Origin of the sequence: Lactobacillus amylovorus DSM 20531 (assembly GCF_002706375.1) — a bacterium.
GTDB classification, from domain to species: domain Bacteria; phylum Bacillota; class Bacilli; order Lactobacillales; family Lactobacillaceae; genus Lactobacillus; species Lactobacillus amylovorus.
In genome coordinates this window covers 741,415-764,922 of record NZ_CP017706.1, presented here as the reverse complement: position 1 = coordinate 764,922, position 23,508 = coordinate 741,415, and the positions used below count along the sequence as shown (strand labels likewise).

Below are 23,508 nucleotides of genomic sequence, written 5' to 3'. Positions count from 1 at the left end.
TTATGGAGAACAAAGAAGATTTAAAAAAGGTTGTTGATCAGGCGATTGCTGAACAACAGGTCCCTCACGTTAAATTAAATAAGATGGGACCGATTAGTGTTGACATTGATAAGTTAACTAAACCTTCTAAAGAAACTCATCAAGAGTACTGGGGTAAAGGCTTAACTTACTTCGCAATCGGTTTGATCATTGTTTTGGTGGTTTCCATTATCGGCTTTGTAGGTTACCACGGTTTAGCTACTTTTGTGAGCGATCATGTTAATGTGTTCCATTTCTTAACTTCTACAGATTGGGATCCAGGTGAAGGCAAGAACCATGTCGGTGCTGCAGTAATGATTGTTACTTCATTTGCGGTAACGCTTTTGGCAGCTTTGATTGCTACACCATTTGCGATCGCAATTGCTCTTTTCATGACAGAGTATTCATCTAAAAAAGGTGCAAATTTCTTACAATCAGTTACTGAATTGCTTGTAGGTGTTCCTTCCGTTGTTTATGGTTTCTTGGGTTTAACCATTATTGTTCCCACAATTAGAAATCTATTTGGCGGAACAGGTTTTGGTATTTTAGCGGCTACTTTAGTTTTGTTCGTAATGGTTTTGCCAACGATTACTTCATTAACAGTAGATAGTTTAAAGGCAGTACCAAGTCATTTTAGAAAAGCTTCAATGGCACTTGGTGCAACTCACTGGCAAACTATTTATCATGTTGTTTTGCGAGTAGCTACTCCTAGAATTTTAACTGCTGTTATTTTCGGTATGGCCCGTGCCTTTGGTGAAGCCTTAGCCGTACAAATGGTAATCGGTAACGCAGTTTTGATGCCATACAATTTGGTCAGTCCATCTGCAACATTAACGAGTCAATTAACAAGTCAAATGGGTAATACGGTTATGGGCACATTGCCTAACAACGCATTATGGTCATTGGCATTGCTTCTTTTGATCATGTCTTTAGTCTTTAACTTCTTAGTTAAATTAGTAGGAAAGAGAGGTCAAAAGTAGAATGGACGCAAAAAAGAGAGATAAATTAGCAACAGTTATTATCTATATTTTAGTTGGCATCGTTGTTTTGATCTTGGCGGGCATTTTGGGTAATATCCTGATTACTGGTATTCCTCATTTGTCATGGCACTTTTTAACCTCTGAGGCTTCATCTTATCAAGCTGGTGGTGGGGTTAGAGATCAATTATTCAATTCATTGTATTTATTAATCCTGACCACGATTATCTCATTGCCAATCGCGTTAGGCGCAGCTATTTATCTAGCTGAATATGCCAAGGATAATTGGATAACTAATTTGATTAGAACTACTATTCAAATTTTGAGTTCATTGCCATCAATCGTTGTTGGTTTGTTTGGTTACTTACTCTTCGTAGTTCAATTTGGCTTTGGTTTCTCAATTATTTCTGGTGCGCTTGCGTTAACTTTCTTCAATTTACCTATTTTGACTAGTAACATTGAAGAAGCAATTAAAGGCGTGCCGCAAGATCAGCGTGAAGCCGGGCTTGCTTTGGGATTATCCAACTGGAAAACGATCCGTGGCATCGTATTACCAGCAGCTTTGCCAGGTATTTTAACTGGGATTATTTTAAGTGCAGGTAGAATTTTCGGTGAAGCGGCTGCCTTAATTTATACAGCTGGTCAAAGTGGTTCTACTGTAAATTATGCAGATTGGAATCCATTTAGTCCGACTAGTCCATTAAATGTAATGCGTCCAGCTGAAACTCTGGCTGTGCATATTTGGAAAGTAAATACAGAAGGTATTATTCCAGATGCCACAATCGTTTCGGCTGCTACATCAGCATTACTTGTTATCGTAGTAATTGTATTTAATTTAGGTGCGCGTTATTTGGGTAATAAATTGTACCGTAAGTTAACCGCAGCTAAATAAGGTGATGTAATGCAAGATTTAGAACAAAGCTATGTAAAAACTTTTGCTAAAGATGATTTGGAATTATCCACCAAAGACTTAAGTGTTTTATATGGTGGAAAAATTCAGAAATTGTTTGATGCTAGTTTACAATTCAAGAAAAATACAATCACAGCTTTAATTGGTGCTTCAGGTTCAGGTAAATCTACCTTTTTACGCTCACTAAATCGGATGAATGATCGAGTAGCAACAGTAAAAGGAGAAATCTGGTTCCACGGTTTGGACGTAAATAAGCCAAATATCAATGTTTATGAATTAAGAAAAAACATTGGAATGGTATTCCAGCGACCAAATCCATTTCCTAAGTCAATTAGAGAAAATATTGTTTACGCTTTAAAAGCAGACGGACAAAATGACAAAGAAGAACTAGATAAAATAGTTGAAGAAAGTTTGTGTGCCGCCGCATTATGGGACGAAGTAAAAGACAAGCTTGATAAAAGTGCTTTGGCTCTTTCAGGTGGACAGCAACAGCGTTTGTGTATTGCTCGTGCATTAGCTGTTAAGCCAGAAATTTTACTTTTAGATGAACCAGCAAGTGCGCTAGATCCAGTATCTACTTCGAAGCTAGAAGATACATTAAAGCAGCTTCGCAGTAAATATACTATGATTATGGTTACGCATAACATGCAGCAAGCTTCAAGAATTAGTGATTATACGGCGTTTTTCCATTTGGGTCATGTGATTGAATATAATACAACTGCAGATATCTTTACTAATCCTAAAGGAAAGATTACTGAAGATTATATTCAGGGAAGTTTTGGTTAAAATGACAACAATTATTACAGCAAAAGATGTACATCTAAAATATGGTGACTATGAAGCACTTCATGGGATCAATCTTAATTTTCAGGAAAAAGAATTAACGGCATTAATTGGACCATCAGGATGTGGTAAGTCTACTTTCTTGCGTTGCCTTAATCGGATGAACGATGATATTGAAAATATCAATATTACAGGTGAGATTAAGTTTGAGGGACAAGATATTTATAGTTCCAAGATGGATTTGGTAGAATTGCGCAAGAACGTCGGAATGGTGTTCCAACAACCAACCCCATTTCCATTCTCAGTTTATGACAATGTGGCTTATGGTTTGCGAATTGCTGGTGTAAAAGATAAAGATTTAATCGATCAACGTGTTGAAGAAAGTCTGAAGCAAGCCGCAATTTGGAAAGAAACTAAGGATAACTTGAACCGCAATGCGCAGGCCTTTTCAGGTGGACAGCAACAGAGAATTTGTATTGCTCGTGCGCTAGCTGTCAGACCTAAAGTGGTTCTTCTTGATGAGCCTACGAGTGCGCTAGATCCAATCTCAAGTAGTGAAATCGAAGAAACCTTGATGGATTTGAAGCACCAATATACTTTTATTATGGTTACCCACAACTTGCAGCAAGCGGGTCGTATTTCCGATCAAACAGCCTTTTTGATGAATGGTGACTTAATCGAAGCAGGCAAGACTGAAGAAATGTTTATTGCACCTAAGAAGCAAATTACAAGTGATTACCTTAACGGTCGTTTTGGTTAAATTTTGAGGTATAAAGATGCACGAAATATTTTTAGATGAATTAAAGAAATTAAACACGCAATTTATGGAAATGGGTGTTTTTGTAAATGATCAAATCGATCAAGCCACACGCGCATTTGTTGATCATGATAAGAAGACAGCTCAATCTATGGTTGATAATGAAGAAAAGATTCCTACTGAATCAATCGATATTCAAAAAAAGGCCTTGAAATTAATGGCCTTACAACAACCAGTAGCTACTGACTTCAGAGTAGTTATTAGTATTTTGAAGGCAACAACTGATTTGGAAAGAATCGGTGAAAATGCCATGAGTATTGCTCTTGAAACAATTCGTGTAAAGGGTAATCCAAGAATTCCTGAAGTTGAAGAGATCATTTCAAATATGACTCACAATGTTCGTCACATGCTTATTCAAATTTTGACGGCTTACGTACAAGATGACGAAAAAATGGCTAAAGAGGTTGCCAGTCGTGATGGCATTATTGACCATGATTATGTACGCGCAAGAAAGTTAATTGTTGATGGAATTGAGGACGATCCATCCAAAGCTGCAGCTTCATCAAGTTACTTTGTAGTAACTAGGTTGCTAGAACGAATTGGTGACCACATCGTTAACTTGGCTAGTTGGGTAGTTTACAAGACTACTGGTGAACTAGAAGAGTTGACTAACGCAACAGAGAATCAAACTTTATAAAATAGAGGGACAATATGTCCCTCTATTTTTTTGATTAATAATAACTATACGTTATTTATGATCATACTATAAAAAGTTACCATATTCAATTTACTTTTAAACAGATGATGACCATAATAATGAAGTAAAGTGTTTTAAATATATATAGTGTTATTTAAAATGAATTATATCTTGTTTTTGGGGAGGGGACCCATGACTACGATTTTGGTTAATGACATCGTTCCCATACTAGTCATCATGCTATTAGGGTACGTATGTGGAAAGTTAACATTCTTTGACGACGATCAGCGTCAAGGTTTGAATAAACTAGTTTTAAATATTGCATTGCCTGCAGCTTTGTTTATTTCAATTGTCAAAGCTACGAGAAAAATGTTCGCACAAGACATAGTTTTGACATTGATCTCATTAGTAGGTGTTACAGGCTTATTCATGCTCAGTTACTATTTGGATAAATTGATGTTTCACAGATCAACTCAAGAAGCTGCAGTTTGTGCGATGATTGCTGGTTCATCAACTATTGGATTCTTGGGCTTTGCCGTTCTTGATCCAATCTACGGAAACAACGCAACAACTAACTTGGTTATCGGGATTGTTTCTATTGTTGTTAATGCGATTACCATTCCTTTAGGTTTGTCTTTAATTAATAGAGGACAAGCTGCTTTAAAGGAAAAGGCTAAGAAGAATAATGGTGGTACTGAGGTTGAAGTTAAGTTACCTCAAAAGGTACTACTGTTAAGAAGGTCAAGAAGGTTACTGTTCCTGACGACGTACCTGTAAGTGACGAAGAAGCTAAAGCTCTTAGCGAAAAAGGAATTCAACGTGAAATTGATTTAGTTCATGCTGAATTCAAGGATCATGCTGGCGAAGACAATGGCAAGCATATGAATCCAACTTTGAAATCAGTTCTTGATGCGATTAAGAAGCCAGTTGCTGCTGCTCCACTTATCGCTGTTATCCTTGTTTTGATCGGAATTAGAGTTCCTAGTTCATGGGCTCCTACGTTTGATTTGATTGCTAAGGCTAATGCTGGTGTTGCTGTTTTAGCTGCCGGGTTAGCTTTATCAACTGTTAAATTCTCAATTGATAAAGAAGTTATCTGGAATACATTCTTCCGTTTGTTCTTAACTCCTGCAATTATTGTAGCTGCCGCATACTTATGTGGTATGGGATCAGACCCGCAGAAGATTTCAATGCTTTGTTTAGCAACCGGATTGCCACCTGCATTTTCAGGTATTATCATTTCTAGTCGTTACAACATTTATGTTAAGGAAGGTGCAAGTTCAGTTGCTGTTTCAACTGTCTTCTTTGCAGTAAGTTGTATTTTCTGGATTTGGTTCTTACCAATTCTTGCAGGCATGTTACATTAATAAATTGAACTAAAAAGACTTCGCCATTTGGCGAAGCTTTTATTTTTTGTCCTTGATAGGGATGCAGCCAGCAATAAAGATTGCAATTCCGATGATTAACCAGAGATTATTTTTCATTAAATAAGCACAATTACCTAGTAGAATTCCGAGTAGGATAGTGGCCCAATCTGTAAGTAAAAAGATTTTGGCCTTAGAAGCTAATGGTCTAAAACTCTGATAAATACTTATAAAGGCCTGAACTATCAAAATTAAGGCTAGAACAATCCAAACAGCATTTGAAACGATATTGCCAAAGGCGGTGTTTGAAACGATGCTGGCGATACTGATGAAGACAACGGTAGTTCCGAGTAATAGGAAGACAATGTTGCGTAATTTGGTTAAAATACGTTCTTTTCGTTCTTGATCTGTCATATTTCTCTCCAATCTTTTTTGTACTATCTTACAGATTATTCTACAATTTGTAAATTTATCCTTGCTATCTCTTGCAATGCCTGCTATACTAAATAACTGTAAATTCTACCTAAGACTCGGGTGGCATGACGCCTCAAAATCCCGCCGAGGCCAGAAGATAATGAAGATTTTTATGCTCCATGTCTTTCGGCATGGAATTTTTGCTTTAAAAAGGCCTTATAGAATTTATCAATGCGATCATGGAGGTGAAATTAATTGAGTAAAGCTGCTATTGCTGAAAAGGAAAAGCTCGTTGATGCATTTGCTGAAGAACTTAAGAATGCTAAGGCTATCTTAGTAATCAACTACCTTGGTTTAACTGTTGAAGAAGTTACTAACATGCGTAAGGAACTTCGTGATAACGACGTTAAGATGAGGGTTATCAAGAACACTTACTTGAGACGTGCTGCTGCTAAGGCTGGTATTGAAGGCCTTGACGATACTTTTGTAGGCCCAACTGCTGTTATCTACACTGATAACGCTGATGACATTACTGAACCTGCACGTATTGTTTCTAAGTACGAAGATGACTTCGATGTTATCGAAATCAAGGGTGGTATGCTTGAAGGCAAGTTAACTTCTAAGGATGAAATCAAGGAACTTGCTGCAATCCCAGGCCGCGAAGGTTTGCTTTCAATGCTTGTTTCTGTATTGCAAGCTCCTATCCGCGACTTCGCTTATGCTGTTAAGGCTGTTGCTGAATCAAAGGATGAAGACTCAGCTGAATAATAAACAATTGTATTTAATATCTAAATTCTAATTTTTCGGAGGATACTTAAATGGCTTTAGATACTGATAAGATTATTGAAGAATTAAAGGGTGCTTCAATTCTTGAATTGAACGACCTTGTAAAGGCTATTGAAGACGAATTTGACGTTACTGCTGCTGCTCCAGTTGCTGCTGCAGGTGCTGGTGACGCTGCTGCTGCTAAGTCAGAATTCGACGTTGAATTAACTGACGCAGGTCAAGAAAAGGTTAAGGTTATCAAGGAAATCCGTGACATCACTGGCAAGGGCTTACTTGATGCTAAGAAGTTGGTTGACGGTGCTCCAGTTATCGTTAAGGAAGGCGCTTCAGAAGACGACGCAAACAAGATCAAGGAACAACTTGAAGGCGTTGGCGCAACTGTAACCCTTAAATAATTAATGCCTTAGGGCAATTAAGAATAAGTTCTTCGCACATAACGAAGGACTTATTTTTTTGTGTAATTTATTTTATGATGCAAGGTATAAATAAAAAATTAACGCCATATCAATGGGTAATGGCGATTTTATCCATTATTTCAATCTTTTTAATTTTATTAGATTTTGCGGCAGTAATTAGCATCGATCAACCTACGAGCAAATGGTTTTGGATAAATGCGGGTATCGTAGTCTATTTTGCAATTGATTATTTTTATCATTTAAGACAAGCAAAAGATAAAAAGGTTTTCTTTAAAACACATATCTATGATTTATTGAGCATTATTCCAATGGGACTGCTATTCGTTGGACTAAACGTCTTTAATTTGTCTGGATTAGTGTCGGACTTGCGATTATTACGTTTGATTCGACTGGCCGGTTTAATGGGAAAATTAAGGGAAATCTTTCATACCAACGGCTTACTTTACGTCATCTTTTTTACCATTACGTTTATTTTAGTTGGTGCTGAGGCCTTTGCGATTGCCGAACATGTGACACTGAATACGGCTTTTTGGTGGGTTGTTTCAACTGCTTCAACAGTCGGTTATGATGCAATTTTTGGTAAAACAATTCCGCCTCACAGTATTGTAGGGAAGTTCGTCACGTTGATAACCATGCTCTTGGGTATTGGTATTGTCGGTATGCTGACGTCATCCATTACGTCATATTTAATGCGGCGAACGAATGGAGCTCATACTCATGAGACGCATGATAATATTGAATTAATTCTGAAAAAGCTTGATGATATTGAAAAGCAAAATCAGGCCTTAAAGGATCAAAATAAAAAGCTACAGGCCGAAATTGAAAATTTAAAGATCGAGCAAAATTCAAGTGAACTAAGTAAAATAAAAGATTGGTTTGAAAAAAGAAAGGATAATTAGATGAGCGAAGAAAAAAATCAAATGTACTTTGCGGCAGATCCTACGGCTAAGCATGATGAGCACGTTGTAGATTATCATGTAGATGATATTGATTTGAAATTTACCACTGATGCCGGCGTCTTTTCCAAAATGCGAATTGATTACGGTAGTGGTGTTTTAATCAAGACCATGAAGGACGTAACTTTTCCTAAAGAGGGTATTTTGGACGTAGGTACTGGCTATGGCCCAATTGGTTTGTTTGCAGCTAAGTTTTGGCCTGATCAAACAGTTGATATGGTTGATGTTAATGAGCGTGGACTTAATTTAGCTAGACAAAATGCCAAGAATAATCATATCTCTAATGTGGATATCTACACTTCTGATTGTTATGCACAGGTGGATAATGATAAAAAGTTTGGCTTAATTTTAACAAATCCGCCGATTAGAGCCGGCAAAAAAGTCGTAAATGAGATTTTAATGGGTGCAAATGAGCATTTAGTGAGTGGTGGCGTGCTCTTAGTAGTAATCCAGAAAAAGCAGGGAGAACCTAGTGCCCGTAAGAATATGACTGCCACTTACGAAAATTGTGAAATTTTAACAAGAGATAAAGGCTATTATATCTTAAAATCAACTAAGAATTAAATAAATAAGAATTGCGTAAAAGCCTTATTAGATCAACATTAGAGTTTATAAAAATGCTTTCTTTTGGCGGTTAGCCTCTCTATAATGAAGGTATAAAGATAGAGAATATGTGAAGAGGTTAATTAGCCATGAAAAAAGTTTGGAAATATATCGTTGCTGTTTTAATTGTAATCGTTGGTGTATTTATGTTGGGTTGGATCTCAGGCGATAACGAAACTGCTGGCCCAGCAAGTATCACTGCATTGTACCTTATTTTGTCAGGTATCTTCTTCTACCACAACTTTAGAAATCGCAACATCAGTACTTTATAATCAGTACTCACTAAAAGATTAAAGGACTAGTCAAAATGGCTAGTCCTTTTTTGGTAAAATAAAATGGAAAGAACTTAAATTGAATGTGAGTGAAAATAATGCTTTCTAGCGATGATAAACAGAAATACATGCAATTAGCCATAGCCCAGGCAAAAGAGGCTGAGAAGCAAGGAGAAGTCCCTATCGGAGCCATAATAGTTGATCCTGATGGCAAGGTAATCGGCACTGGTTATAATAGGCGAGAATTAGATGAAGATGCCACCCAACATGCGGAGATGATTGCTATTAAAGAAGCATGTAAGAATTTAGGCATGTGGAGACTAATTGACTGTAGTTTATTCGTAACTTTAGAACCTTGTCCGATGTGCGCTGGTGCAATTATTAATTCGCGCATTAAAGATGTCTATTTTGGTGCGCTTGATCCTAAAGCAGGCGCCTGTGGATCAGTTGTGGATTTATTTACTGTGGAAAAATTTAACCACCATCCTCATGCAATTCGCGGTCTTTATCGTGATCAATGTGCCCAAATGTTAAAAGACTTCTTTAGAGCAATTCGGCAAAAACAAAAAGAAGCAAAACAAGCTCAAAAAGAAGAAAATAATTAATTTTTTGAGGCAATAAACTAGAAAAAAGTTCTAAAATACGTTATTATACTTTTTGGGCAATGTTTGACCTCTGAAGCGTGTCAGGACCGGAAGGTAGCAGCACTAAGGTCGTTCAGGCATGTGCCCTTTATTAGACATTAACAAGCTCTTAGCTCTTTTAGAGTTAGGAGCTTTTTTACTAGGGAAGAGAATTTATGGCTTATCAAGCACTATATCGAAAATGGCGGCCACGGACTTTTGATAGTGTGATTGGGCAAGAAGCAATTACCGATACGCTTAAAAATGCGATTATCCGAGGCAAAGTTTCTCATGCATTTTTGTTTGCGGGACCTCGTGGTACTGGTAAGACCTCTTGTGCCAAGATATTTGCGAAAGCATTAAACTGTACTAATCTTCAAGATGGCGAACCATGCAATAAATGCGCCAATTGTATTGCGGCAGATCAAGGATCAATGCCTGATATTATGGAAATCGATGCAGCTTCCAACAACGGTGTTGATGAAATCCGTGAAATTCGTGATAAGGTAAAGTACGCTCCAACAGAAGGAAAGTACAAAGTTTACATCATCGACGAAGTTCATATGCTCTCAATGGGTGCTTTTAACGCATTGCTTAAAACGCTAGAAGAGCCGCCAGAGCATGTCGTTTTCATTTTGGCAACGACAGAATTGCAAAAAGTACCAGCTACGATCATTTCTAGAACGCAGCGCTACAATTTTAAACGAATTTCCAAGGCTGATCTTGAAAAGAGAATGAAGTATATTCTCGATCAAGAAAATATTAAATACGAAGATAAGGCAATTGCGGTCATCGCACAGGTAGCTGATGGTGGGATGCGTGATGCGCTCAGCATTTTGGACCAGCTGCTTAGTTATGAAAAAGAAAGCGTCAATTATGAAGATGCTTTGCAGATTACTGGTTTTGCTGATCGTAAAAATGTCGAACAAATTTTGCTTAAATTATTAAGTAAAGATGCACCCGCTGCTTTGAAGCTAGCTCAAGAAGAATTAGATAAGGGTGCCAGCTCCAAGAACATCTTGGATGAATTAGTCGATATGGCCACCAAGAGCTTGATGATCATCAAAACAGGCGATGACGATAAAAATATGTTTTTATCGGAAGACTTTATCGCTAAAATAAAAGATGTACCTACTTCAACATATTATCGTTTGATTACTTTGGCTAATAAGGCATTGAACGATTTGCGCTATACTAACCAGCAACAAATTCCATTGGAAGTATTCTTGGTAGAGGCTACTACAAGTGAATCGAAACAAGTAGCAGCATCAACATCTGCACCTGTAGCTAAGACTGCACAAGTACCACAACAAGGTAGTACGGACATTTCTGCGGAACTCGCCGCTTTAAAGAATCAAGTGGTTGAATTAACGCAAAAAGTTCAACAGCTTTCCAAGAGACCATCTTTTGCAAAAGATCAGGTTTTTCAATTGGATACGGCGATTCCAAAATCAGTGCCTAAGGTGAAGGCCAAGCCGGCTGAATCAGTTAAGAAAAAGCCAGTCAAAAATATCAAAAAAACTACAGCAGAAAATCGCAAACAGGTTTATCATGTTCTTGAAAACGCCACTAGAGATAATTTAAATACCATCAAAAATGTGTGGCCTGATTTGCAATCTGTCTTGGCAGTTTCTGAAAGAGCATTGCTTGATGTACTTGAACCAGTGGCAGCTAGTCCTGATCAAGTAGTCATGAAATGCAAGTATACTTTGTGGTTTGAAAATGCTAGTTCAGATAGTGATTTGCTGGAAAAATTAACGAGTTATATCGAAAAGTTTGCTAAACATTATTATGGTATCGTTTTAGTCCCAGATAGTGATTGGCTGGCAGTAAGAAAAGAATTCGTTGAAAGTCACAAGGCTGAATTATTAGCCAAGAAAAAGCAACAAATCGAAGATAAAGAAGAAGCAGACTCCAAAGAAGATACCGAAGTAATTGATAAAGCTAAGGATCTATTCGGGGATGCAGTAACCATTAAAGATTAAGGAGATAAAAACAATGAGTAGAAGACCTAATTTCGGCGGTATGGGCGGCATGAACATGCAACAAATGATGAAGCAAGCTAAGAAGTTGCAAGCTCAAATGGCAGAAGAACAAGAAAACATTACTGCCCAAGAATTTACCGGTAAGTCAGCAGATGATATGGTAGTTGCTACATTTACTGGTGACCGTAAGCTTAAAGACCTCAAGATCGATAAAGAAGCAATCGATCCAGACGATCCTGATATGTTGCAAGATTTAGTAATCGATGCGGTTAACAAAGGCTTAGCTCAAATCGATGAAGCAACCCAAGCAAGTTTAGGCAAATACACGAAAGGCTTGATGTAATTGCAATATCCATTACCAATAGCTCATTTAATTGATGCTTATATGAAACTTCCAGGCATTGGTGAAAAGACCGCCACTAGATTGGCTTTTTACACAATGGATATGCCGCAAGAAGATGTGGAAGATTTTGCTAAAGCATTAATTCAAGTGAAAAAAGATATCCATCAATGTCCAATTTGTGGCAATATTACCGAAAAAGATATCTGTGATATTTGTTCTAACCATAATCGTGATCAAACAACGATTATGGTGGTTGAACAGCCTAAAGATGTAATGTCTTTTGAAGAGATGGGTGAATACAGCGGTTTGTATCATGTGCTTCACGGCGTATTATCACCAATGGATGGAATTGGTCCAGAAGAAATCAACATTAAATCTTTAATTACTCGTTTGCAAAAGCATGACGAAGTTAAAGAAGTGATTTTAGCTCTTAATTCGACTCCTGAGGGTGAATCAACCGCAATGTACATCAGCAAATTGATCAAACCAGCTGGTATTAAAGTTACTCGCTTAGCTGCAGGTTTATCTGTAGGTAGCGATATTGAATATGCCAATTCAATTACTTTGAAACGGGCAGTACAAGGAAGAACGACTCTATAATGGCTAGAAAAAAAGATAAAATCAAAGAACTCGGCGATCAAAAATTAGTAGCCGAGATTGAGAAATTACAAAATCAAATTGCTTTAGAGCAAGATTTAGATCAAACTACTTTGGATTTATCTGATGATAATTATATCCAAGGCAAAATTTTAAGAGCCAAGTATACTTTTTTGTATAATGAAGCTCGTCATCGAAGCACAAGATTTAGTGGTATCACTAACGCGATTACTCAATAAAATTAGTTCCAATTTTGGGGCTTTTTTATTTTGCCTAATAAAAAAACTACAAGTACTGTTAATCTCTGTGAAACTTCTGTAAAATAGACCTATGGAGGATTTTATGACAGGTTATTTTGTTAGTTTCGAAGGCCCAGATGGCGCAGGAAAAAGTACAGTTTTAAAGGAAGTATTGGCTAAAATAGGTTCTCAGCTTAAACCACAATATCTTGTGACGCGTGAACCTGGTGGATCAAAGATCGCAGAAAAGATTCGTGATATTATTTTGGATCCGGCCAATGATAAAATGGATGCCAAAACTGAAGCACTTTTATATGCTGCAGCGAGAAGTCAACACGTAGAAGAAATTATCAAGCCAGCACTTGAAGCAGGCAAGATTGTTTTTTCAGATCGCTTTGTGGATAGTTCTTTAGCTTATCAAGGCGAAGGCCGTGATTTAGGTATTAAAGAAGTAAAGCAGATCAATGATTTTGCTACAAATAAGTTGGATCCAGATTTGACTTTCTTTATCGATGTCGCTCCTGAAATTGGTCTTAGCCGAATTCAAAAACTCCGTCCAGGCCAAGAGGATCGCTTAGAGCAAGAAAATTTATCTTTCCACAAAAAAGTCTACCAAGGCTTTTTGAAGGTAAGGGCTATGTATCCTGAACGCTTTGTGACGATCGATGGAACTCAACCGATTGACCAAGTTGTAGATCAAGTAATTGCCACACTAAAACAGCGAATGCCAGAGATATTTTAAGGACTGATTAAATGAAATTAGTAATCGCTATTGTTCAAAGAGAAGATTCAAATAATTTACAAAGAGCATTTGTTCAAAATGATTTTCGCGCTACTAAATTAGCAACTTCAGGTGGTTTTCTAAGTCAAGGAAATACGACCTTTTTAATTGGTTGTGAAGATGAAAAAGTAGACGATGTTTTGAAGATAATTAAGCAAGAGTCTCGGGCAAGAGAAGAGATTGCAACACCACACATGCTTTCTACTGGATATGAAATTACCCAACCATTGAGGATTACAGTTGGTGGTGCAACTTGTTTTGTTGTCCCAGTTGATGAGTTTAAACGATTCTAATGATTGATATTACAAATGTGGGTACGAAGCAAACCCAATTCTTACGTCGCGCATATGAGCAGAAGAGGTTAGCTCATAGTTATCTTTTTGTTGATAGTGATGAAAGTCGTGCACTTAACACAGCTTATTGGCTAGCATGTTTATTTAACTGCACTGGTGAAAACAAGCCTGATGGTACTTGTCAAAACTGCAGACAAATATTATCAGGCAACCATCCGGATGTTTTACTTGTCGGACCTGAAGGTAAGCAAACTTTGGGGATTGATCAGGTAAGACCACTTAAAGAAGAACTTGCTAAGAGTCCGGTCGAAAGCAGCAGACGCTTCTTCTTTATTAATGAAGCTCAAAAATTAACTTTATCCGCTGCTAATGGTTTACTTAATCTGTTGGAAGAGCCGATTGCACCGGTGGTCACGATTTTGATTACTAATAATAGCGATCAGATTTTACCGACAATTCGCTCAAGAACACAGATCATCAATTTTGATAACGGTGAAAAGCCTGATGGCAAAACTGCAGTACTGCTTGAGAATGGTTTTTCTAAAGATGAAATTGATGAATTAGGCAATCTGGAAAAAAGAGACCAGGAGATCAAATATTTTTATCAAGAAATGCTTGAACATAACAGTTTGGCATTAGTTAGCGCGCATAAATTATCCGAAAATGCTAAGCTGGTATCAGAGCAACGTTACATTTTAGTTAGGTTAAAGCTGCTGGCAGAACATGATTTAAATGATCCGCGAAAGATGGGAATGGCTGCACAGATGCTCAAAAACTTAATTGAGGTAGATAAAATGCGGTTGAGCAATGTTAGTTTACGTAATTCGTTAGATTATCTTGCCCTAGAATGGAAGTAGGTGTTTTAAGTTGGATCCATATTCAAAATTAAAAAAGGTAAAAGAAACTACAGAAAATATGGCTAAGACTATTGCTAGTCTTGAAAATGATATTTTAGACACTTTGAAAGAAAATACTGAGCTGAAAGTTGAAAATCAACTGTTGCACGAAAAGTTAGACAAACTAACCGCAAATCAAGCAACACCTGAAACTAAAACGCAAAGTGGATTAGAATCACTGAAGAAGATTTATGATTCAGGCTATCATATCTGCAATATGTATTATGGTTCTCACCGTGATCCTAGTGCAGACTGTATGTTTTGTCTTGATATCTTAGACAATTTTGGCGAAAAAAAGGGTATTAAAAAGGACGGTAGATAAATGAAACGTCAAAGCAGTTATGCCAAAGATGAAGGAAAACTTTATTTAGTACCTACACCAATTGGTAATTTGAAAGATATTACTATTCGAGCAAAAAAGGTATTAACCGATGCCGATTATATTGCTGCAGAAGATACGAGAACGAGTGGCATTTTGCTAGAAAAAATTGGTGTCCACAATAAGATGATCTCATTTCACAAATATAATTCTAAAGAACGTGCTCCTGAATTAATCAAGTTGATGAAGGATGGGGCCGTAATTGCGGAAATTAGTGATGCGGGGATGCCGGTAATTTCTGATCCAGGCTATATTTTGGTTCAAGAATGTATCAAAAATGATATTCCAGTAGTACCTCTTCCAGGTCCATCTGCCTTTGCGACAGCTTTGATTGCTTCAGGCTTTGATGCTCAGCCATTTACTTACTACGGCTTTTTACCAAGAAAATCATCCGAACAAAAGCCATACTTTAAACAAATGGAAGAAGCTAAGGCTACCTCAATCTTTTATGAAGCACCTCACCGTTTAGCTAAAACCTTAAAGAATTTAAGCACTGTTTTACCAGCGGATCGACAAATTGTGGCGGCACGAGAATTAACTAAAATTCACGAAGAATTTATTCGTGGCACGGTTAAAGAAGTAACTGAGTATTTCAGTGAAAATGCACCACGAGGCGAATTCGTTATCTTGATTTCACCCAATACTGAAGCACCTAAACAATTATCTTGGCCAGAATTGATTGATTTAGTAAACGATTTGGTAGACAAAGGCGAATCCAAAAAAGATGCGATTAAGCAAGTTGCCAAGGAGCACAGTGTTTCTAAGAATGAATTGTATGACCAATATCATCAAAGGTAATTACTAATGAAATATACTGAAGACTATCAAATCGAATTTAAAGATTGTGATGAAAATCGTCGCTTGAAGATACCGGCCTTAGTAGATCTCTTAATGCAGACTTCAGAACACCAATTAGATCAAGGTGGTGCCGGTACAGACGATTTATTAAAGCGCGGATTAGGCTGGGTAGTTACGCAATACCGCTTTGATATTAACCAATTGCCTAAGCCCGAAGACAAGGTCAAATTGAGTACGATAGCTAGCGGTTATAATCGCTTTTTTGAATATCGTGATTTTGGCGTAGACGATGAAGCAGGTAATTCGTTAGTTGATGTAAAGAGCCAATGGGTGATGCTAGATTTGAAGAAGCGTCACATGGTTCCTGCTGATTTAAAAATGATGGAAGATTGGGGGGTGCCGCTACTTAAAAAGATGCCCCGTTTTCCTCGCCTGCGACCACAAGAAGAATATGATCATGAGCGAGTATACCGTGTGCGTTACGATGATTTAGACACTAACCATCATGTAACTAACAGTCATTACTTCAGTTGGTTTATTGATATGCTGGACCGTGATTTTTTGAAAGATCATGAAATTAGTGCCATTGATATTAAATTTGATAAAGAAGTACATTATGGAAAAAATGTGCATTCTTGCATGACTTTAGTTCAGGATGATGAGATTACCTCATATCATGCCATCAAGACTGATGATGGAACTGAGCAAGCAGTTTGTGAATTAAAATGGTGTAAGATATAATAAATAAAAACATGACACTTGGGTCATGCTTTTTTTGTCGAGGGGGACAGCAAATGAGTGTTAAGAAAATTTTACGAACTAATTTACAACAAATGATCTTTTTAGGGATCGTTGTGGCAATGAAAATTATCCTTGGACAATTTTCATTTGGACCAACTACTGTTAAGGTAGGCCTAGGTTTTATTGGGAGTGTATTACTAGGCTACTTTTTTGGCCCAGTTTGGGGAACTATTGGAGGCGGAATTAGCGACTTAGTTAGTTCAGCAATTTTTGGTAATCAAGGTGGCTTCTTTATTGGTTTTACTCTAACCGCTATGGCTGGCCCATTGATTTATGCTTTGTTTTTGTATGATAAGCCAGTTAAAATTTGGCGGATAATCGCTTCAACCATTTTGGTTACACTTATCGTAAACATTGGCATGAATACATTATGGCTGCACATTATGTACAATCTAGATTTTAAAGCGGCTTTGATTCAGCGCTTACCTAAAGAAACGATCGTACCATGGATTCAAATGGTAGTAATCTACTTTGTATTGCAAGCTGTTTCTCGTGTTAAAATAAAAAAGTGATTTAAAGCGGAAAGAGAATAATAGTAATGAAAATCTTAAGTGTTTCTACAGCTACTAATCATTTGAGCGTAGCTTTAAATGAAGATCAACAAGTAATTGTTGAAAAAAATGAACGAGATGAACGCAATCACAGTGAACATCTTGATCCATTAATTGACGAAATTTTAAAAGAAAACAAATTAACTTTAAAAGATATTGATCGCTTTGCAGTCGCAATTGGACCTGGTTCATATACTGGATTAAGAATTGGGATTACAACTGTTAAGATGTTTGCCAGCATTTTAGATAAAGAAGTAGTTGGCATTTCAACTTTGCAAGCTTTGGCTAAGGGTGTTGCTGGGGATGCACTCGTCATCGCTGGTCTTGATGCGAGAAACGATAACTACTTTGCTGGTGGTTACAAGAGCGGTGATATTCCAGAAAATGTAATTCCAGATGGTCACTACAACATTGATGCTTTAATTAAGGCTATTCAAGAATATGCCGCTGAAAATGAAGTAAAGAAGATCGTATTCGTAGGATCAGGTCTTGAAAAGCAAGATGAAAAGATCAAGGCTTTAAATATTCCTTATGAATACGGTGATGATAATCAAAATGTAATTCATGCCGGTTTAATTGGCAAGTTAGCTGTTTCAGCTACTCCAATTGATCCTGACAAGTTATTGCCACGCTACTTACGCAGAACTCAAGCGGAAGTTGATTGGCATAAGAAGACAGGCAAACCATTCGAGCCTGACAGTCATTATGTTGAAGAAGTTTAATCAATTTTTCCATCCACAAATTAATCGAATTGATATGAGTTTTACGCCATTTATGGCAAACGTGAATGGTAATATTTTGCAGATAATGCAAGCAACAGATGATAATATTCCTGATTTATTGGTTTTGGAAGAACAAGTATATTCGGGTCGAACACCTTGGAATAAATTCTCTTTTGAAACTGAATTAAGAAAAAGACGTAATTCTCTTTATTTAGTTGTTTATCAAGCGTCTACTTTGGTTGCCTTTATCGGGGCACGCTTTAGTCCTGAAGAAACTCATATTACTAATATTGCAGTTGCACCAGCTTATCAACACCAACACATTGGTCGCTATTTAATGCAAATGATGATCGATCGTGCTCGTGAAAATGATAGTGATAGTGTAACTTTAGAGGTTAAAACCGATAATGAAATTGCTCAAAGATTGTATCAATCATTAGGTTTTAAAGGGAATTTTATTCGTAAAGATTATTATCAAGATACGCATACTGATGCCATGAATATGGTGTTATGGTTGAAGCCACATCAGATTAAAAGAAAGAAGTTTACGTTTTGAGTGAAAAGAAAGATGTTCGCATTTTAGCTTACGAAAGCTCATGTGATGAAACTTCCACTGCCGTGATCAAAAATGGACGTGACATTGAGAGTTTGATCGTCGCAACCCAAATCAAAAGTCACCAACGTTTTGGCGGGGTAGTGCCAGAAGTTGCCAGTCGTCACCATATTGAAGTAATTAGCCAAATTACTAAAGAAGCTTTAAGTGAAGCAAATTGTACTTGGAAAGATATCGATGCAATTGCCGTAACTTATGGTCCAGGCTTAGTTGGTGCACTTTTAATTGGTGTTAGCGCAGCCAAAGCCGCTTCTATGGCTACTGGTATTCCGTTAATTGGCGTTGACCACATTATGGGTCACATTATGGCAGCGCAATTAAAGGATGAGATCGAATACCCAGCCCTTGCTTTGCAAGTATCTGGTGGACATACCGAAATTGTTTTATTGAAAGATCCAGTTCACTTTGAGATTATCGGTGATACTCGTGATGACGCTGCTGGTGAAGCTTACGATAAGATCGGTCGTGTTCTTGGCGTAAATTACCCAGCTGGTAAGACAATTGATGCATGGGCACATGAAGGTAAGGATACCTTTAACTTCCCACGTGCAATGATGGAAGATGATGATTCTGACTTCTCATTCTCAGGTTTGAAGTCAGCCTTTATCAACACTTGCCACCATGCCGATCAAATTCATGAAAAATTGAACAAGTATGATTTGGCTGCTAGCTTCCAAGCTGCTGTAATTGATGTGCTTGCTCATAAGACGATGCGTGCAATTAAGCAATACAAACCTAAGACCTTTATTATGGGTGGTGGGGTAGCCGCTAATCATGGTTTACGTGATCGCATGAGCGCAGAAATTGCTAAGCTGCCTAAGGAAGATCAGCCAAAGGTAATTTTGCCAGACATCAAGCTTTGTGGTGATAATGCCGCAATGATTGGTGCAGCCGCATATAACCTTTACAATGATGGTCAATTTGCAGACCTGACACTTAATGCTGATCCATCTTTGGAATTACCTTATGCTAAAAATATGCTGAACTAAAGAAGTAATGAATAAAAAAGCATCTAACGTAAAGTTAGGTGCTTTTTATGTTATTACATAAGTCTTGACTTTTATATATTATGCACTTATGATCAGCTATGTAAGTAATATGATATAACATATAAAAGAGGCATAAATATGAAATACACTTTAGATGACTTTGCACGTTTAATTGATCACACGAATCTGCACGCAGATGCAACGGAAGCTGACATGAAGAAACTTTGTGATGAGGCAAAAAAGTATCACTTCAAGATGGTTGCTATTAACCAAGTGCAATCTAAGTTTTGTTCAGAACAATTGAAGGGAACGGACATTGATACTGGTGCCGCAATTGCTTTCCCACTGGGACAGCAGACTATTGAATCCAAGGTTTTTGATACAAGGGATGCAATCAAGAACGGTGCCAATGAGATTGATTATGTGATCAATATTACTGAGCTGAAGGCCAAGAAGTATGACTACATCAAGCGTGAAATGCAAGAGATGGTTGATGTATGTCATGAACATCATATTCCATGCAAAGTAATTTTTGAAAATTGTTACTTAACTAAGGATGAAATTAAGAAATTAGCTGAAATTGCTAAAGAAGTAAAACCGGACTTTATTAAGACTTCTACTGGTTTTGGTACATCTGGCGCAAAAGTCGAAGATGTTAAGTTAATGAAATCAGTTGTTGGCGGTGATGTAAAGGTTAAGGCGGCAGGCGGAATTCGCAACAGTGATGATTTTTTGGCTATGGTACGGTCCGGTGCTGATCGAATTGGCTGTTCTGCTGGCGTGAAGATTTATGAAGCTTTGAGGCGCCGGATGCAAGATGATCACGTTGATAGTATTGAGATTGAACGTTAGGAGAAAATAATGAGATTAGGAATTGTAGGTAGCGGTCAAATTGTCCACGACTTTTTATCAGCTAGTTCAAAAATACAAGATTTAGAATTAGTGGCTATTTCTACTTTAGCTAGATCAAAAGCGGTAGCAGAAGAATTAGCTGAAAAATATAAGATAGATAAGGTCTACACAGATAATCAGGCTATGTTTGCAGATAGCGATATTGATACGATTTATATTGGTGTACCTAATTCACTGCACTTTCCAATTGCTAAGGAAGCATTAATGGCTAACAAAAATGTCATCTGTGAAAAGCCACTGGTTGAGACTAGTGAACAAGTCAAAGAACTCAAGCAGGTTGCCGATGAACATCATGTCTTGCTCTTTGAAGCTATGACTGTCCTTTATTTGGAAAACTACATGCATCTCAAGCAAGATTTGAAGAAGATTGGCAAAATTCATGTGGTCGCTTTAAATCTGACGCAAATTTCCAGTCATTATCAAGAATTCTTAGCAGGTGAACACATTGCTAAATTTGACCGCAAAATGGGCGGCGGAGCCTTGATGGATATGAACATCTACAATATCAATTTCTGCGTCAGCTTATTTGGTCAGCCTAAGACGATTACGTATCTACCTACAATTCAACGCAATACCGATACGTCAGGAATTTTGAATCTAACTTATGATGACAAGCAAGCTAGTTTGATTGCCGCTAAGGACGCTGTAGGCCCAACAAGATCTTATATTGAGGGCGAGAAGGGCTTGATTTGCTTTGATGGCCCATTGAACGTTCTGCCGGATTATTATGTTCAGATCGGCTCAGAAAAGGCTCAGCATTTTAACTATAATCAATATTATCACCGGATGATTAGCGAGTTTAATTACTTTATTAAGGCGATTAAAGAGCATAATCAAGCAGCTGCTGATGAAGCTTACGAGCATAGTCTGAATGCGATTAAGGTTCTGGAAAAAGCGCAGGAGTTTTTACCACAAGATGACTAAAGTAAAGTATCAAGAGATCGAAGAAATTCTGCGGCAAAGAATTATTAGTGGACATTATAAGATAGGCGATCTAATTCCTAAAGAGATGGATCTGGTTAAGAAGTACAATGTCTCACGTCCGACGATTAGCCATGCCGTTCAGGATTTGGTCAATCAAGGTTATCTGGAACGGCGCAAGCATGTAGGGACGATCGTTAAGCAGACCAAGATTAGCCAGGAATTTACGCAGGTTTTACAAAGCTATAATAGCGAAATGACGGAGAAAGGTTTGACCGCACAGACGCAGGTATTGTTTTTTAAGAAGGTTCTTGCTTCAGAAGAAGTAGCACAGGCTTTGGATTTAAAAGAAAAAGAGCAGGTTTATAAATTAACGCGATTACGTTCCGTTGATCAGAATCCGCTTGTTGTAGTTACAACGTATTTGTCAGCAGATAAGCTCGTAGATTTTGCAAAGATAGATTTTACTAAGCAGTCTCTTTATCAAGAATTAGAGCAAAGAGGATTACCGATTGTTCACGTTAAACGTAAACTAGAAGTAAAATCTGCAGATGGAATGACGGCGGATTTGTTAAATATTAAGGAAAAAGATCCGGTGTTTTACTTTCATACTTATGGCTATTCAAAAAATGAATTGCCATTGGAATATTCGATTGCTACTTATCGTGGGGATGAGAACTACTTTATGATTGATTTGAAGAAATAGAGCAAAAAATGAGATGACTTATAAAAGTAGTCATCTCATTTTTGTATTATTCAAATTCTTTCCGAATTTCATCGCCATTTTCATCTAACTTTGGTGAATCTTTTTGCAGACCATAGGAATTCCACGTACTGTACTTCATCGGTGAGCCTAGTACTTCATTGCCATCTGGCAAAGTCTTAACCATGCCACGCGCGATAATTTGATCCAACCGGCGTGTCTTATCTACGTTAAGGACAAGACCAGCAGGGACGCCAGCTTCATGCAAAATTTTATCCCATTCAGCTGCATCTTTAGTCTTGAGGACACTTTGCATTGCATCTTTAACTTTTTGCCAGTTTTTTCGCGTAAGTCGTTAGTTTTGAAGTCTTTTTGCTCAACCCATTCATCGTGGCCTAAGGCATGTGATAACAGACTCCATAAATGATCGTTACCACAACAGATGGCAATAGGCTGATCTTTACAGTCAAAGGTATCGAATGGATACATATCTGGGTGGCGATTGCCGATACGATGTGGCATCTTGTGTGGCCCTAATGCGATCATTAAATCCTGAACCATTAAGGAGAAGGTAGAGTCAAGCATTGAAACGTCAACAGTAGTTCCTTTACCAGTACGATCACGAGCAACTAAGGCCGTCATAATGGCGCTATAGCCCATAATACCGGCCACTACATCAGACACTGAAGTACCGACTCTAGTTGGTTTGCCTTCGGGCGTACCAGTTGCATCCATTAAGCCTGAAACAGCTTGAATAATCGTATCGTAAGCCGCTTGTTTAGACCAAGGACCATATTGACCAAAACCAGAAATAGAGGCAAAGATCAATTTGGGATATTTTTTGACCATTTCTTCAGGGCCAAATCCTAGACGCTTCATAACGCCAGGACGGAAGTTTTCAACTACAACATCTGCTTTAGCAATCATTTTTTCGGCTAATGCATGGTCTTTAGGATCTTTTAAATCTAAAGCAATGGATTCTTTACCTGCATTGCAGATTCTAAAGTATTCACTAGAACCATCAGCGATGTATGGTCCCATATGACGCGTATCGTCACCAGTTTTTCGTTCAATATGAATTACCCGTGCACCTGCATCTGCTAACATTCTGGTACAGGTTGGGCCTGATAAAACGTGGGTAAAATCGACGACTAAAATACCGCTTAAGGGGTAGGGCTTATCTTTATATAAGTGAACATTTTTAGCTTCTAATTCACTGTAATTAGGTTCGGTCATTATGACACACTTTCTATGTAAAAGAAAAAAGCTGTCCAGATTTTGCAATGTCATTAAGTTAAGACATTGACTAATCTGATGACACTTTTTGAGACATTTATCGAATTATTTTATTTGATAAATGTCTTTTTTTGATAGCACAAATAAGCCATCTTAAGATAGCCGTTTAAATT

General features: G+C 37.6%; 29 protein-coding genes, 1 other RNA gene, 2 pseudogenes and 1 other annotated feature. Of the genes and pseudogenes, 30 read left to right on the top strand and 2 right to left on the bottom strand.

What is annotated here, in order from left to right; translation table 11 throughout:
- The first annotated feature begins 2 nt into the window (after window positions 1-2).
- The 6 genes and pseudogenes from pstC to LA20531_RS03980 all read left to right on the top strand — a co-directional run bounded on the left by pstC (window position 3) and on the right by LA20531_RS03980 (window position 5,509).
- Window positions 3-998: a phosphate ABC transporter permease subunit PstC gene (pstC, locus tag LA20531_RS04005; protein WP_056939963.1), complete on the top strand. Its 996-nt coding sequence runs from the start codon at window positions 3-5 to the stop codon at window positions 996-998.
- A 1-nt stretch (window position 999) separates the two neighbouring features.
- A complete protein-coding gene (gene pstA, locus LA20531_RS04000) occupies window positions 1,000-1,887 on the top strand; it encodes a phosphate ABC transporter permease PstA (RefSeq protein WP_007126854.1) in 888 nt (295 codons plus the stop codon).
- Between the two features lie 9 nt (window positions 1,888-1,896).
- Entirely contained in the window at window positions 1,897-2,691 is a 795-nt protein-coding gene (gene pstB / locus LA20531_RS03995; protein WP_056939962.1) for a phosphate ABC transporter ATP-binding protein PstB, read from the top strand.
- 1 nt (window position 2,692) lies between these two features.
- Window positions 2,693-3,448, top strand: a complete 756-nt coding sequence (gene pstB / locus LA20531_RS03990) for a phosphate ABC transporter ATP-binding protein PstB (protein ID WP_013437183.1) — start codon at window positions 2,693-2,695, stop codon at window positions 3,446-3,448.
- Window positions 3,449-3,464: 16 nt separating this feature from the next.
- Window positions 3,465-4,142 carry a phosphate signaling complex protein PhoU gene (gene phoU, locus LA20531_RS03985; protein ID WP_013437184.1) on the top strand — a complete coding sequence of 226 codons (678 nt, stop codon included), beginning with the start codon at window positions 3,465-3,467 and terminating at the stop codon, window positions 4,140-4,142.
- Window positions 4,143-4,334: 192 nt separating this feature from the next.
- Window positions 4,335-5,509, top strand: a pseudogene (locus tag LA20531_RS03980) (AEC family transporter).
- 39 nt (window positions 5,510-5,548) lie between these two features.
- Here LA20531_RS03980 and LA20531_RS03975 read toward each other — a convergent pair.
- The gene (locus LA20531_RS03975) at window positions 5,549-5,920 is read right to left on the bottom strand and encodes a hypothetical protein (RefSeq protein ID WP_056939961.1); all 372 of its coding nucleotides are present in this window, start codon (window positions 5,918-5,920) and stop codon (window positions 5,549-5,551) included.
- A 90-nt stretch (window positions 5,921-6,010) separates the two neighbouring features.
- Window positions 6,011-6,132 (top strand) — a sequence feature (ribosomal protein L10 leader region).
- Window positions 6,133-6,175: 43 nt separating this feature from the next.
- Between LA20531_RS03975 and rplJ the strand changes: the two genes are divergently transcribed.
- The 24 genes from rplJ (at window position 6,176) to LA20531_RS03855 (ending at window position 22,102) form a co-directional block, all read left to right on the top strand.
- Complete coding sequence (gene rplJ / locus LA20531_RS03970; RefSeq protein WP_056939960.1) at window positions 6,176-6,688, top strand: 50S ribosomal protein L10; 513 nt, start codon at window positions 6,176-6,178, stop codon at window positions 6,686-6,688.
- A 50-nt stretch (window positions 6,689-6,738) separates the two neighbouring features.
- On the top strand, window positions 6,739-7,101 hold the full coding sequence (gene rplL / locus LA20531_RS03965; protein WP_013641504.1) for a 50S ribosomal protein L7/L12: 363 nt from the start codon (window positions 6,739-6,741) through the stop codon (window positions 7,099-7,101).
- 74 nt (window positions 7,102-7,175) lie between these two features.
- Entirely contained in the window at window positions 7,176-8,021 is an 846-nt protein-coding gene (locus LA20531_RS03960) for an ion transporter (RefSeq protein WP_056939959.1), read from the top strand.
- A complete protein-coding gene (locus tag LA20531_RS03955; RefSeq protein WP_013641505.1) occupies window positions 8,022-8,642 on the top strand; it encodes a class I SAM-dependent methyltransferase in 621 nt (206 codons plus the stop codon).
- A gap of 128 nt (window positions 8,643-8,770) precedes the next feature.
- Window positions 8,771-8,953, top strand: coding sequence for a hypothetical protein (locus tag LA20531_RS03950; RefSeq protein ID WP_013437192.1), 183 nt, complete (start codon window positions 8,771-8,773; stop codon window positions 8,951-8,953).
- 98 nt (window positions 8,954-9,051) lie between these two features.
- On the top strand, window positions 9,052-9,558 hold the full coding sequence (gene tadA / locus LA20531_RS03945; protein WP_056939958.1) for a tRNA adenosine(34) deaminase TadA: 507 nt from the start codon (window positions 9,052-9,054) through the stop codon (window positions 9,556-9,558).
- A 50-nt stretch (window positions 9,559-9,608) separates the two neighbouring features.
- Window positions 9,609-9,690, top strand: an RNA gene (gene ffs, locus LA20531_RS03940) — signal recognition particle sRNA small type.
- Between the two features lie 62 nt (window positions 9,691-9,752).
- Window positions 9,753-11,561 (top strand): DNA polymerase III subunit gamma/tau, encoded by a 1,809-nt coding sequence (gene dnaX / locus LA20531_RS03935; RefSeq protein ID WP_056939957.1) that lies wholly within the window; start codon window positions 9,753-9,755, stop codon window positions 11,559-11,561.
- A 13-nt stretch (window positions 11,562-11,574) separates the two neighbouring features.
- Entirely contained in the window at window positions 11,575-11,904 is a 330-nt protein-coding gene (locus tag LA20531_RS03930; RefSeq protein ID WP_013437197.1) for a YbaB/EbfC family nucleoid-associated protein, read from the top strand.
- Window positions 11,905-12,504, top strand: coding sequence for a recombination mediator RecR (gene recR / locus LA20531_RS03925; protein ID WP_056939956.1), 600 nt, complete (start codon window positions 11,905-11,907; stop codon window positions 12,502-12,504).
- The gene (locus LA20531_RS03920; protein ID WP_056939955.1) at window positions 12,504-12,740 is read left to right on the top strand and encodes a YaaL family protein; all 237 of its coding nucleotides are present in this window, start codon (window positions 12,504-12,506) and stop codon (window positions 12,738-12,740) included. Before recR ends, LA20531_RS03920 begins: the two co-directional genes overlap by 1 nt.
- A gap of 103 nt (window positions 12,741-12,843) precedes the next feature.
- Window positions 12,844-13,482, top strand: a complete 639-nt coding sequence (tmk, locus tag LA20531_RS03915; protein ID WP_056939954.1) for a dTMP kinase — start codon at window positions 12,844-12,846, stop codon at window positions 13,480-13,482.
- A gap of 11 nt (window positions 13,483-13,493) precedes the next feature.
- The gene (locus LA20531_RS03910; RefSeq protein WP_013641509.1) at window positions 13,494-13,814 is read left to right on the top strand and encodes a cyclic-di-AMP receptor; all 321 of its coding nucleotides are present in this window, start codon (window positions 13,494-13,496) and stop codon (window positions 13,812-13,814) included.
- Complete coding sequence (locus LA20531_RS03905) at window positions 13,814-14,671, top strand: DNA polymerase III subunit delta (RefSeq protein ID WP_013641510.1); 858 nt, start codon at window positions 13,814-13,816, stop codon at window positions 14,669-14,671. The genes LA20531_RS03910 and LA20531_RS03905 overlap by 1 nt, the downstream gene beginning before the upstream one ends.
- 10 nt (window positions 14,672-14,681) lie before the next feature.
- Entirely contained in the window at window positions 14,682-15,032 is a 351-nt protein-coding gene (gene yabA, locus LA20531_RS03900; RefSeq protein WP_056939953.1) for a DNA replication initiation control protein YabA, read from the top strand.
- The gene (rsmI, locus tag LA20531_RS03895; protein ID WP_013437204.1) at window positions 15,033-15,887 is read left to right on the top strand and encodes a 16S rRNA (cytidine(1402)-2'-O)-methyltransferase; all 855 of its coding nucleotides are present in this window, start codon (window positions 15,033-15,035) and stop codon (window positions 15,885-15,887) included.
- A gap of 6 nt (window positions 15,888-15,893) precedes the next feature.
- Complete coding sequence (locus LA20531_RS03890; protein ID WP_056939952.1) at window positions 15,894-16,628, top strand: acyl-[acyl-carrier-protein] thioesterase; 735 nt, start codon at window positions 15,894-15,896, stop codon at window positions 16,626-16,628.
- 53 nt (window positions 16,629-16,681) lie between these two features.
- Window positions 16,682-17,200, top strand: a complete 519-nt coding sequence (locus LA20531_RS03885) for a folate family ECF transporter S component (RefSeq protein ID WP_056939951.1) — start codon at window positions 16,682-16,684, stop codon at window positions 17,198-17,200.
- A gap of 26 nt (window positions 17,201-17,226) precedes the next feature.
- Window positions 17,227-17,961 (top strand): tRNA (adenosine(37)-N6)-threonylcarbamoyltransferase complex dimerization subunit type 1 TsaB, encoded by a 735-nt coding sequence (gene tsaB, locus LA20531_RS03880; protein ID WP_056939950.1) that lies wholly within the window; start codon window positions 17,227-17,229, stop codon window positions 17,959-17,961.
- Window positions 17,945-18,517: a ribosomal protein S18-alanine N-acetyltransferase gene (gene rimI, locus LA20531_RS03875; protein WP_013437208.1), complete on the top strand. Its 573-nt coding sequence runs from the start codon at window positions 17,945-17,947 to the stop codon at window positions 18,515-18,517. Before tsaB ends, rimI begins: the two co-directional genes overlap by 17 nt.
- A complete protein-coding gene (tsaD, locus tag LA20531_RS03870; protein WP_056939949.1) occupies window positions 18,514-19,563 on the top strand; it encodes a tRNA (adenosine(37)-N6)-threonylcarbamoyltransferase complex transferase subunit TsaD in 1,050 nt (349 codons plus the stop codon). Before rimI ends, tsaD begins: the two co-directional genes overlap by 4 nt.
- A gap of 138 nt (window positions 19,564-19,701) precedes the next feature.
- Window positions 19,702-20,415 carry a deoxyribose-phosphate aldolase gene (gene deoC, locus LA20531_RS03865; protein ID WP_056939948.1) on the top strand — a complete coding sequence of 238 codons (714 nt, stop codon included), beginning with the start codon at window positions 19,702-19,704 and terminating at the stop codon, window positions 20,413-20,415.
- Between the two features lie 9 nt (window positions 20,416-20,424).
- On the top strand, window positions 20,425-21,399 hold the full coding sequence (locus LA20531_RS03860) for a Gfo/Idh/MocA family protein (protein WP_056939947.1): 975 nt from the start codon (window positions 20,425-20,427) through the stop codon (window positions 21,397-21,399).
- Complete coding sequence (locus LA20531_RS03855) at window positions 21,392-22,102, top strand: GntR family transcriptional regulator (RefSeq protein WP_056939946.1); 711 nt, start codon at window positions 21,392-21,394, stop codon at window positions 22,100-22,102. Before LA20531_RS03860 ends, LA20531_RS03855 begins: the two co-directional genes overlap by 8 nt.
- Window positions 22,103-22,148: 46 nt before the next feature.
- Here LA20531_RS03855 and LA20531_RS03850 read toward each other — a convergent pair.
- Window positions 22,149-23,335 (bottom strand): annotated as a pseudogene (locus tag LA20531_RS03850) (CaiB/BaiF CoA transferase family protein).
- Window positions 23,336-23,508: the final 173 nt, after the last annotated feature.

Coding starts and splice junctions, on each gene's coding strand:
- LA20531_RS03930 (WP_013437197.1), top strand. CDS start 11,575: ATGAGTAGAAGACCTAATTTCGGCGGTATGGGCGGCATGAACATGCAA.
- dnaX (WP_056939957.1), top strand. CDS start 9,753: ATGGCTTATCAAGCACTATATCGAAAATGGCGGCCACGGACTTTTGAT.
- pstA (WP_007126854.1), top strand. CDS start 1,000: ATGGACGCAAAAAAGAGAGATAAATTAGCAACAGTTATTATCTATATT.
- LA20531_RS03855 (WP_056939946.1), top strand. CDS start 21,392: ATGACTAAAGTAAAGTATCAAGAGATCGAAGAAATTCTGCGGCAAAGA.
- LA20531_RS03975 (WP_056939961.1), bottom strand. CDS start 5,920: ATGACAGATCAAGAACGAAAAGAACGTATTTTAACCAAATTACGCAAC.
- tsaB (WP_056939950.1), top strand. CDS start 17,227: ATGAAAATCTTAAGTGTTTCTACAGCTACTAATCATTTGAGCGTAGCT.
- LA20531_RS03905 (WP_013641510.1), top strand. CDS start 13,814: ATGATTGATATTACAAATGTGGGTACGAAGCAAACCCAATTCTTACGT.
- LA20531_RS03920 (WP_056939955.1), top strand. CDS start 12,504: ATGGCTAGAAAAAAAGATAAAATCAAAGAACTCGGCGATCAAAAATTA.
- deoC (WP_056939948.1), top strand. CDS start 19,702: ATGAAATACACTTTAGATGACTTTGCACGTTTAATTGATCACACGAAT.
- phoU (WP_013437184.1), top strand. CDS start 3,465: ATGCACGAAATATTTTTAGATGAATTAAAGAAATTAAACACGCAATTT.
- LA20531_RS03950 (WP_013437192.1), top strand. CDS start 8,771: ATGAAAAAAGTTTGGAAATATATCGTTGCTGTTTTAATTGTAATCGTT.
- rimI (WP_013437208.1), top strand. CDS start 17,945: ATGTTGAAGAAGTTTAATCAATTTTTCCATCCACAAATTAATCGAATT.
- rsmI (WP_013437204.1), top strand. CDS start 15,033: ATGAAACGTCAAAGCAGTTATGCCAAAGATGAAGGAAAACTTTATTTA.
- pstB (WP_056939962.1), top strand. CDS start 1,897: ATGCAAGATTTAGAACAAAGCTATGTAAAAACTTTTGCTAAAGATGAT.
- tadA (WP_056939958.1), top strand. CDS start 9,052: ATGCTTTCTAGCGATGATAAACAGAAATACATGCAATTAGCCATAGCC.
- LA20531_RS03955 (WP_013641505.1), top strand. CDS start 8,022: ATGAGCGAAGAAAAAAATCAAATGTACTTTGCGGCAGATCCTACGGCT.
- pstC (WP_056939963.1), top strand. CDS start 3: ATGGAGAACAAAGAAGATTTAAAAAAGGTTGTTGATCAGGCGATTGCT.
- LA20531_RS03860 (WP_056939947.1), top strand. CDS start 20,425: ATGAGATTAGGAATTGTAGGTAGCGGTCAAATTGTCCACGACTTTTTA.
- LA20531_RS03885 (WP_056939951.1), top strand. CDS start 16,682: ATGAGTGTTAAGAAAATTTTACGAACTAATTTACAACAAATGATCTTT.
- pstB (WP_013437183.1), top strand. CDS start 2,693: ATGACAACAATTATTACAGCAAAAGATGTACATCTAAAATATGGTGAC.
- rplL (WP_013641504.1), top strand. CDS start 6,739: ATGGCTTTAGATACTGATAAGATTATTGAAGAATTAAAGGGTGCTTCA.
- LA20531_RS03910 (WP_013641509.1), top strand. CDS start 13,494: ATGAAATTAGTAATCGCTATTGTTCAAAGAGAAGATTCAAATAATTTA.
- tmk (WP_056939954.1), top strand. CDS start 12,844: ATGACAGGTTATTTTGTTAGTTTCGAAGGCCCAGATGGCGCAGGAAAA.
- LA20531_RS03890 (WP_056939952.1), top strand. CDS start 15,894: ATGAAATATACTGAAGACTATCAAATCGAATTTAAAGATTGTGATGAA.
- LA20531_RS03960 (WP_056939959.1), top strand. CDS start 7,176: ATGATGCAAGGTATAAATAAAAAATTAACGCCATATCAATGGGTAATG.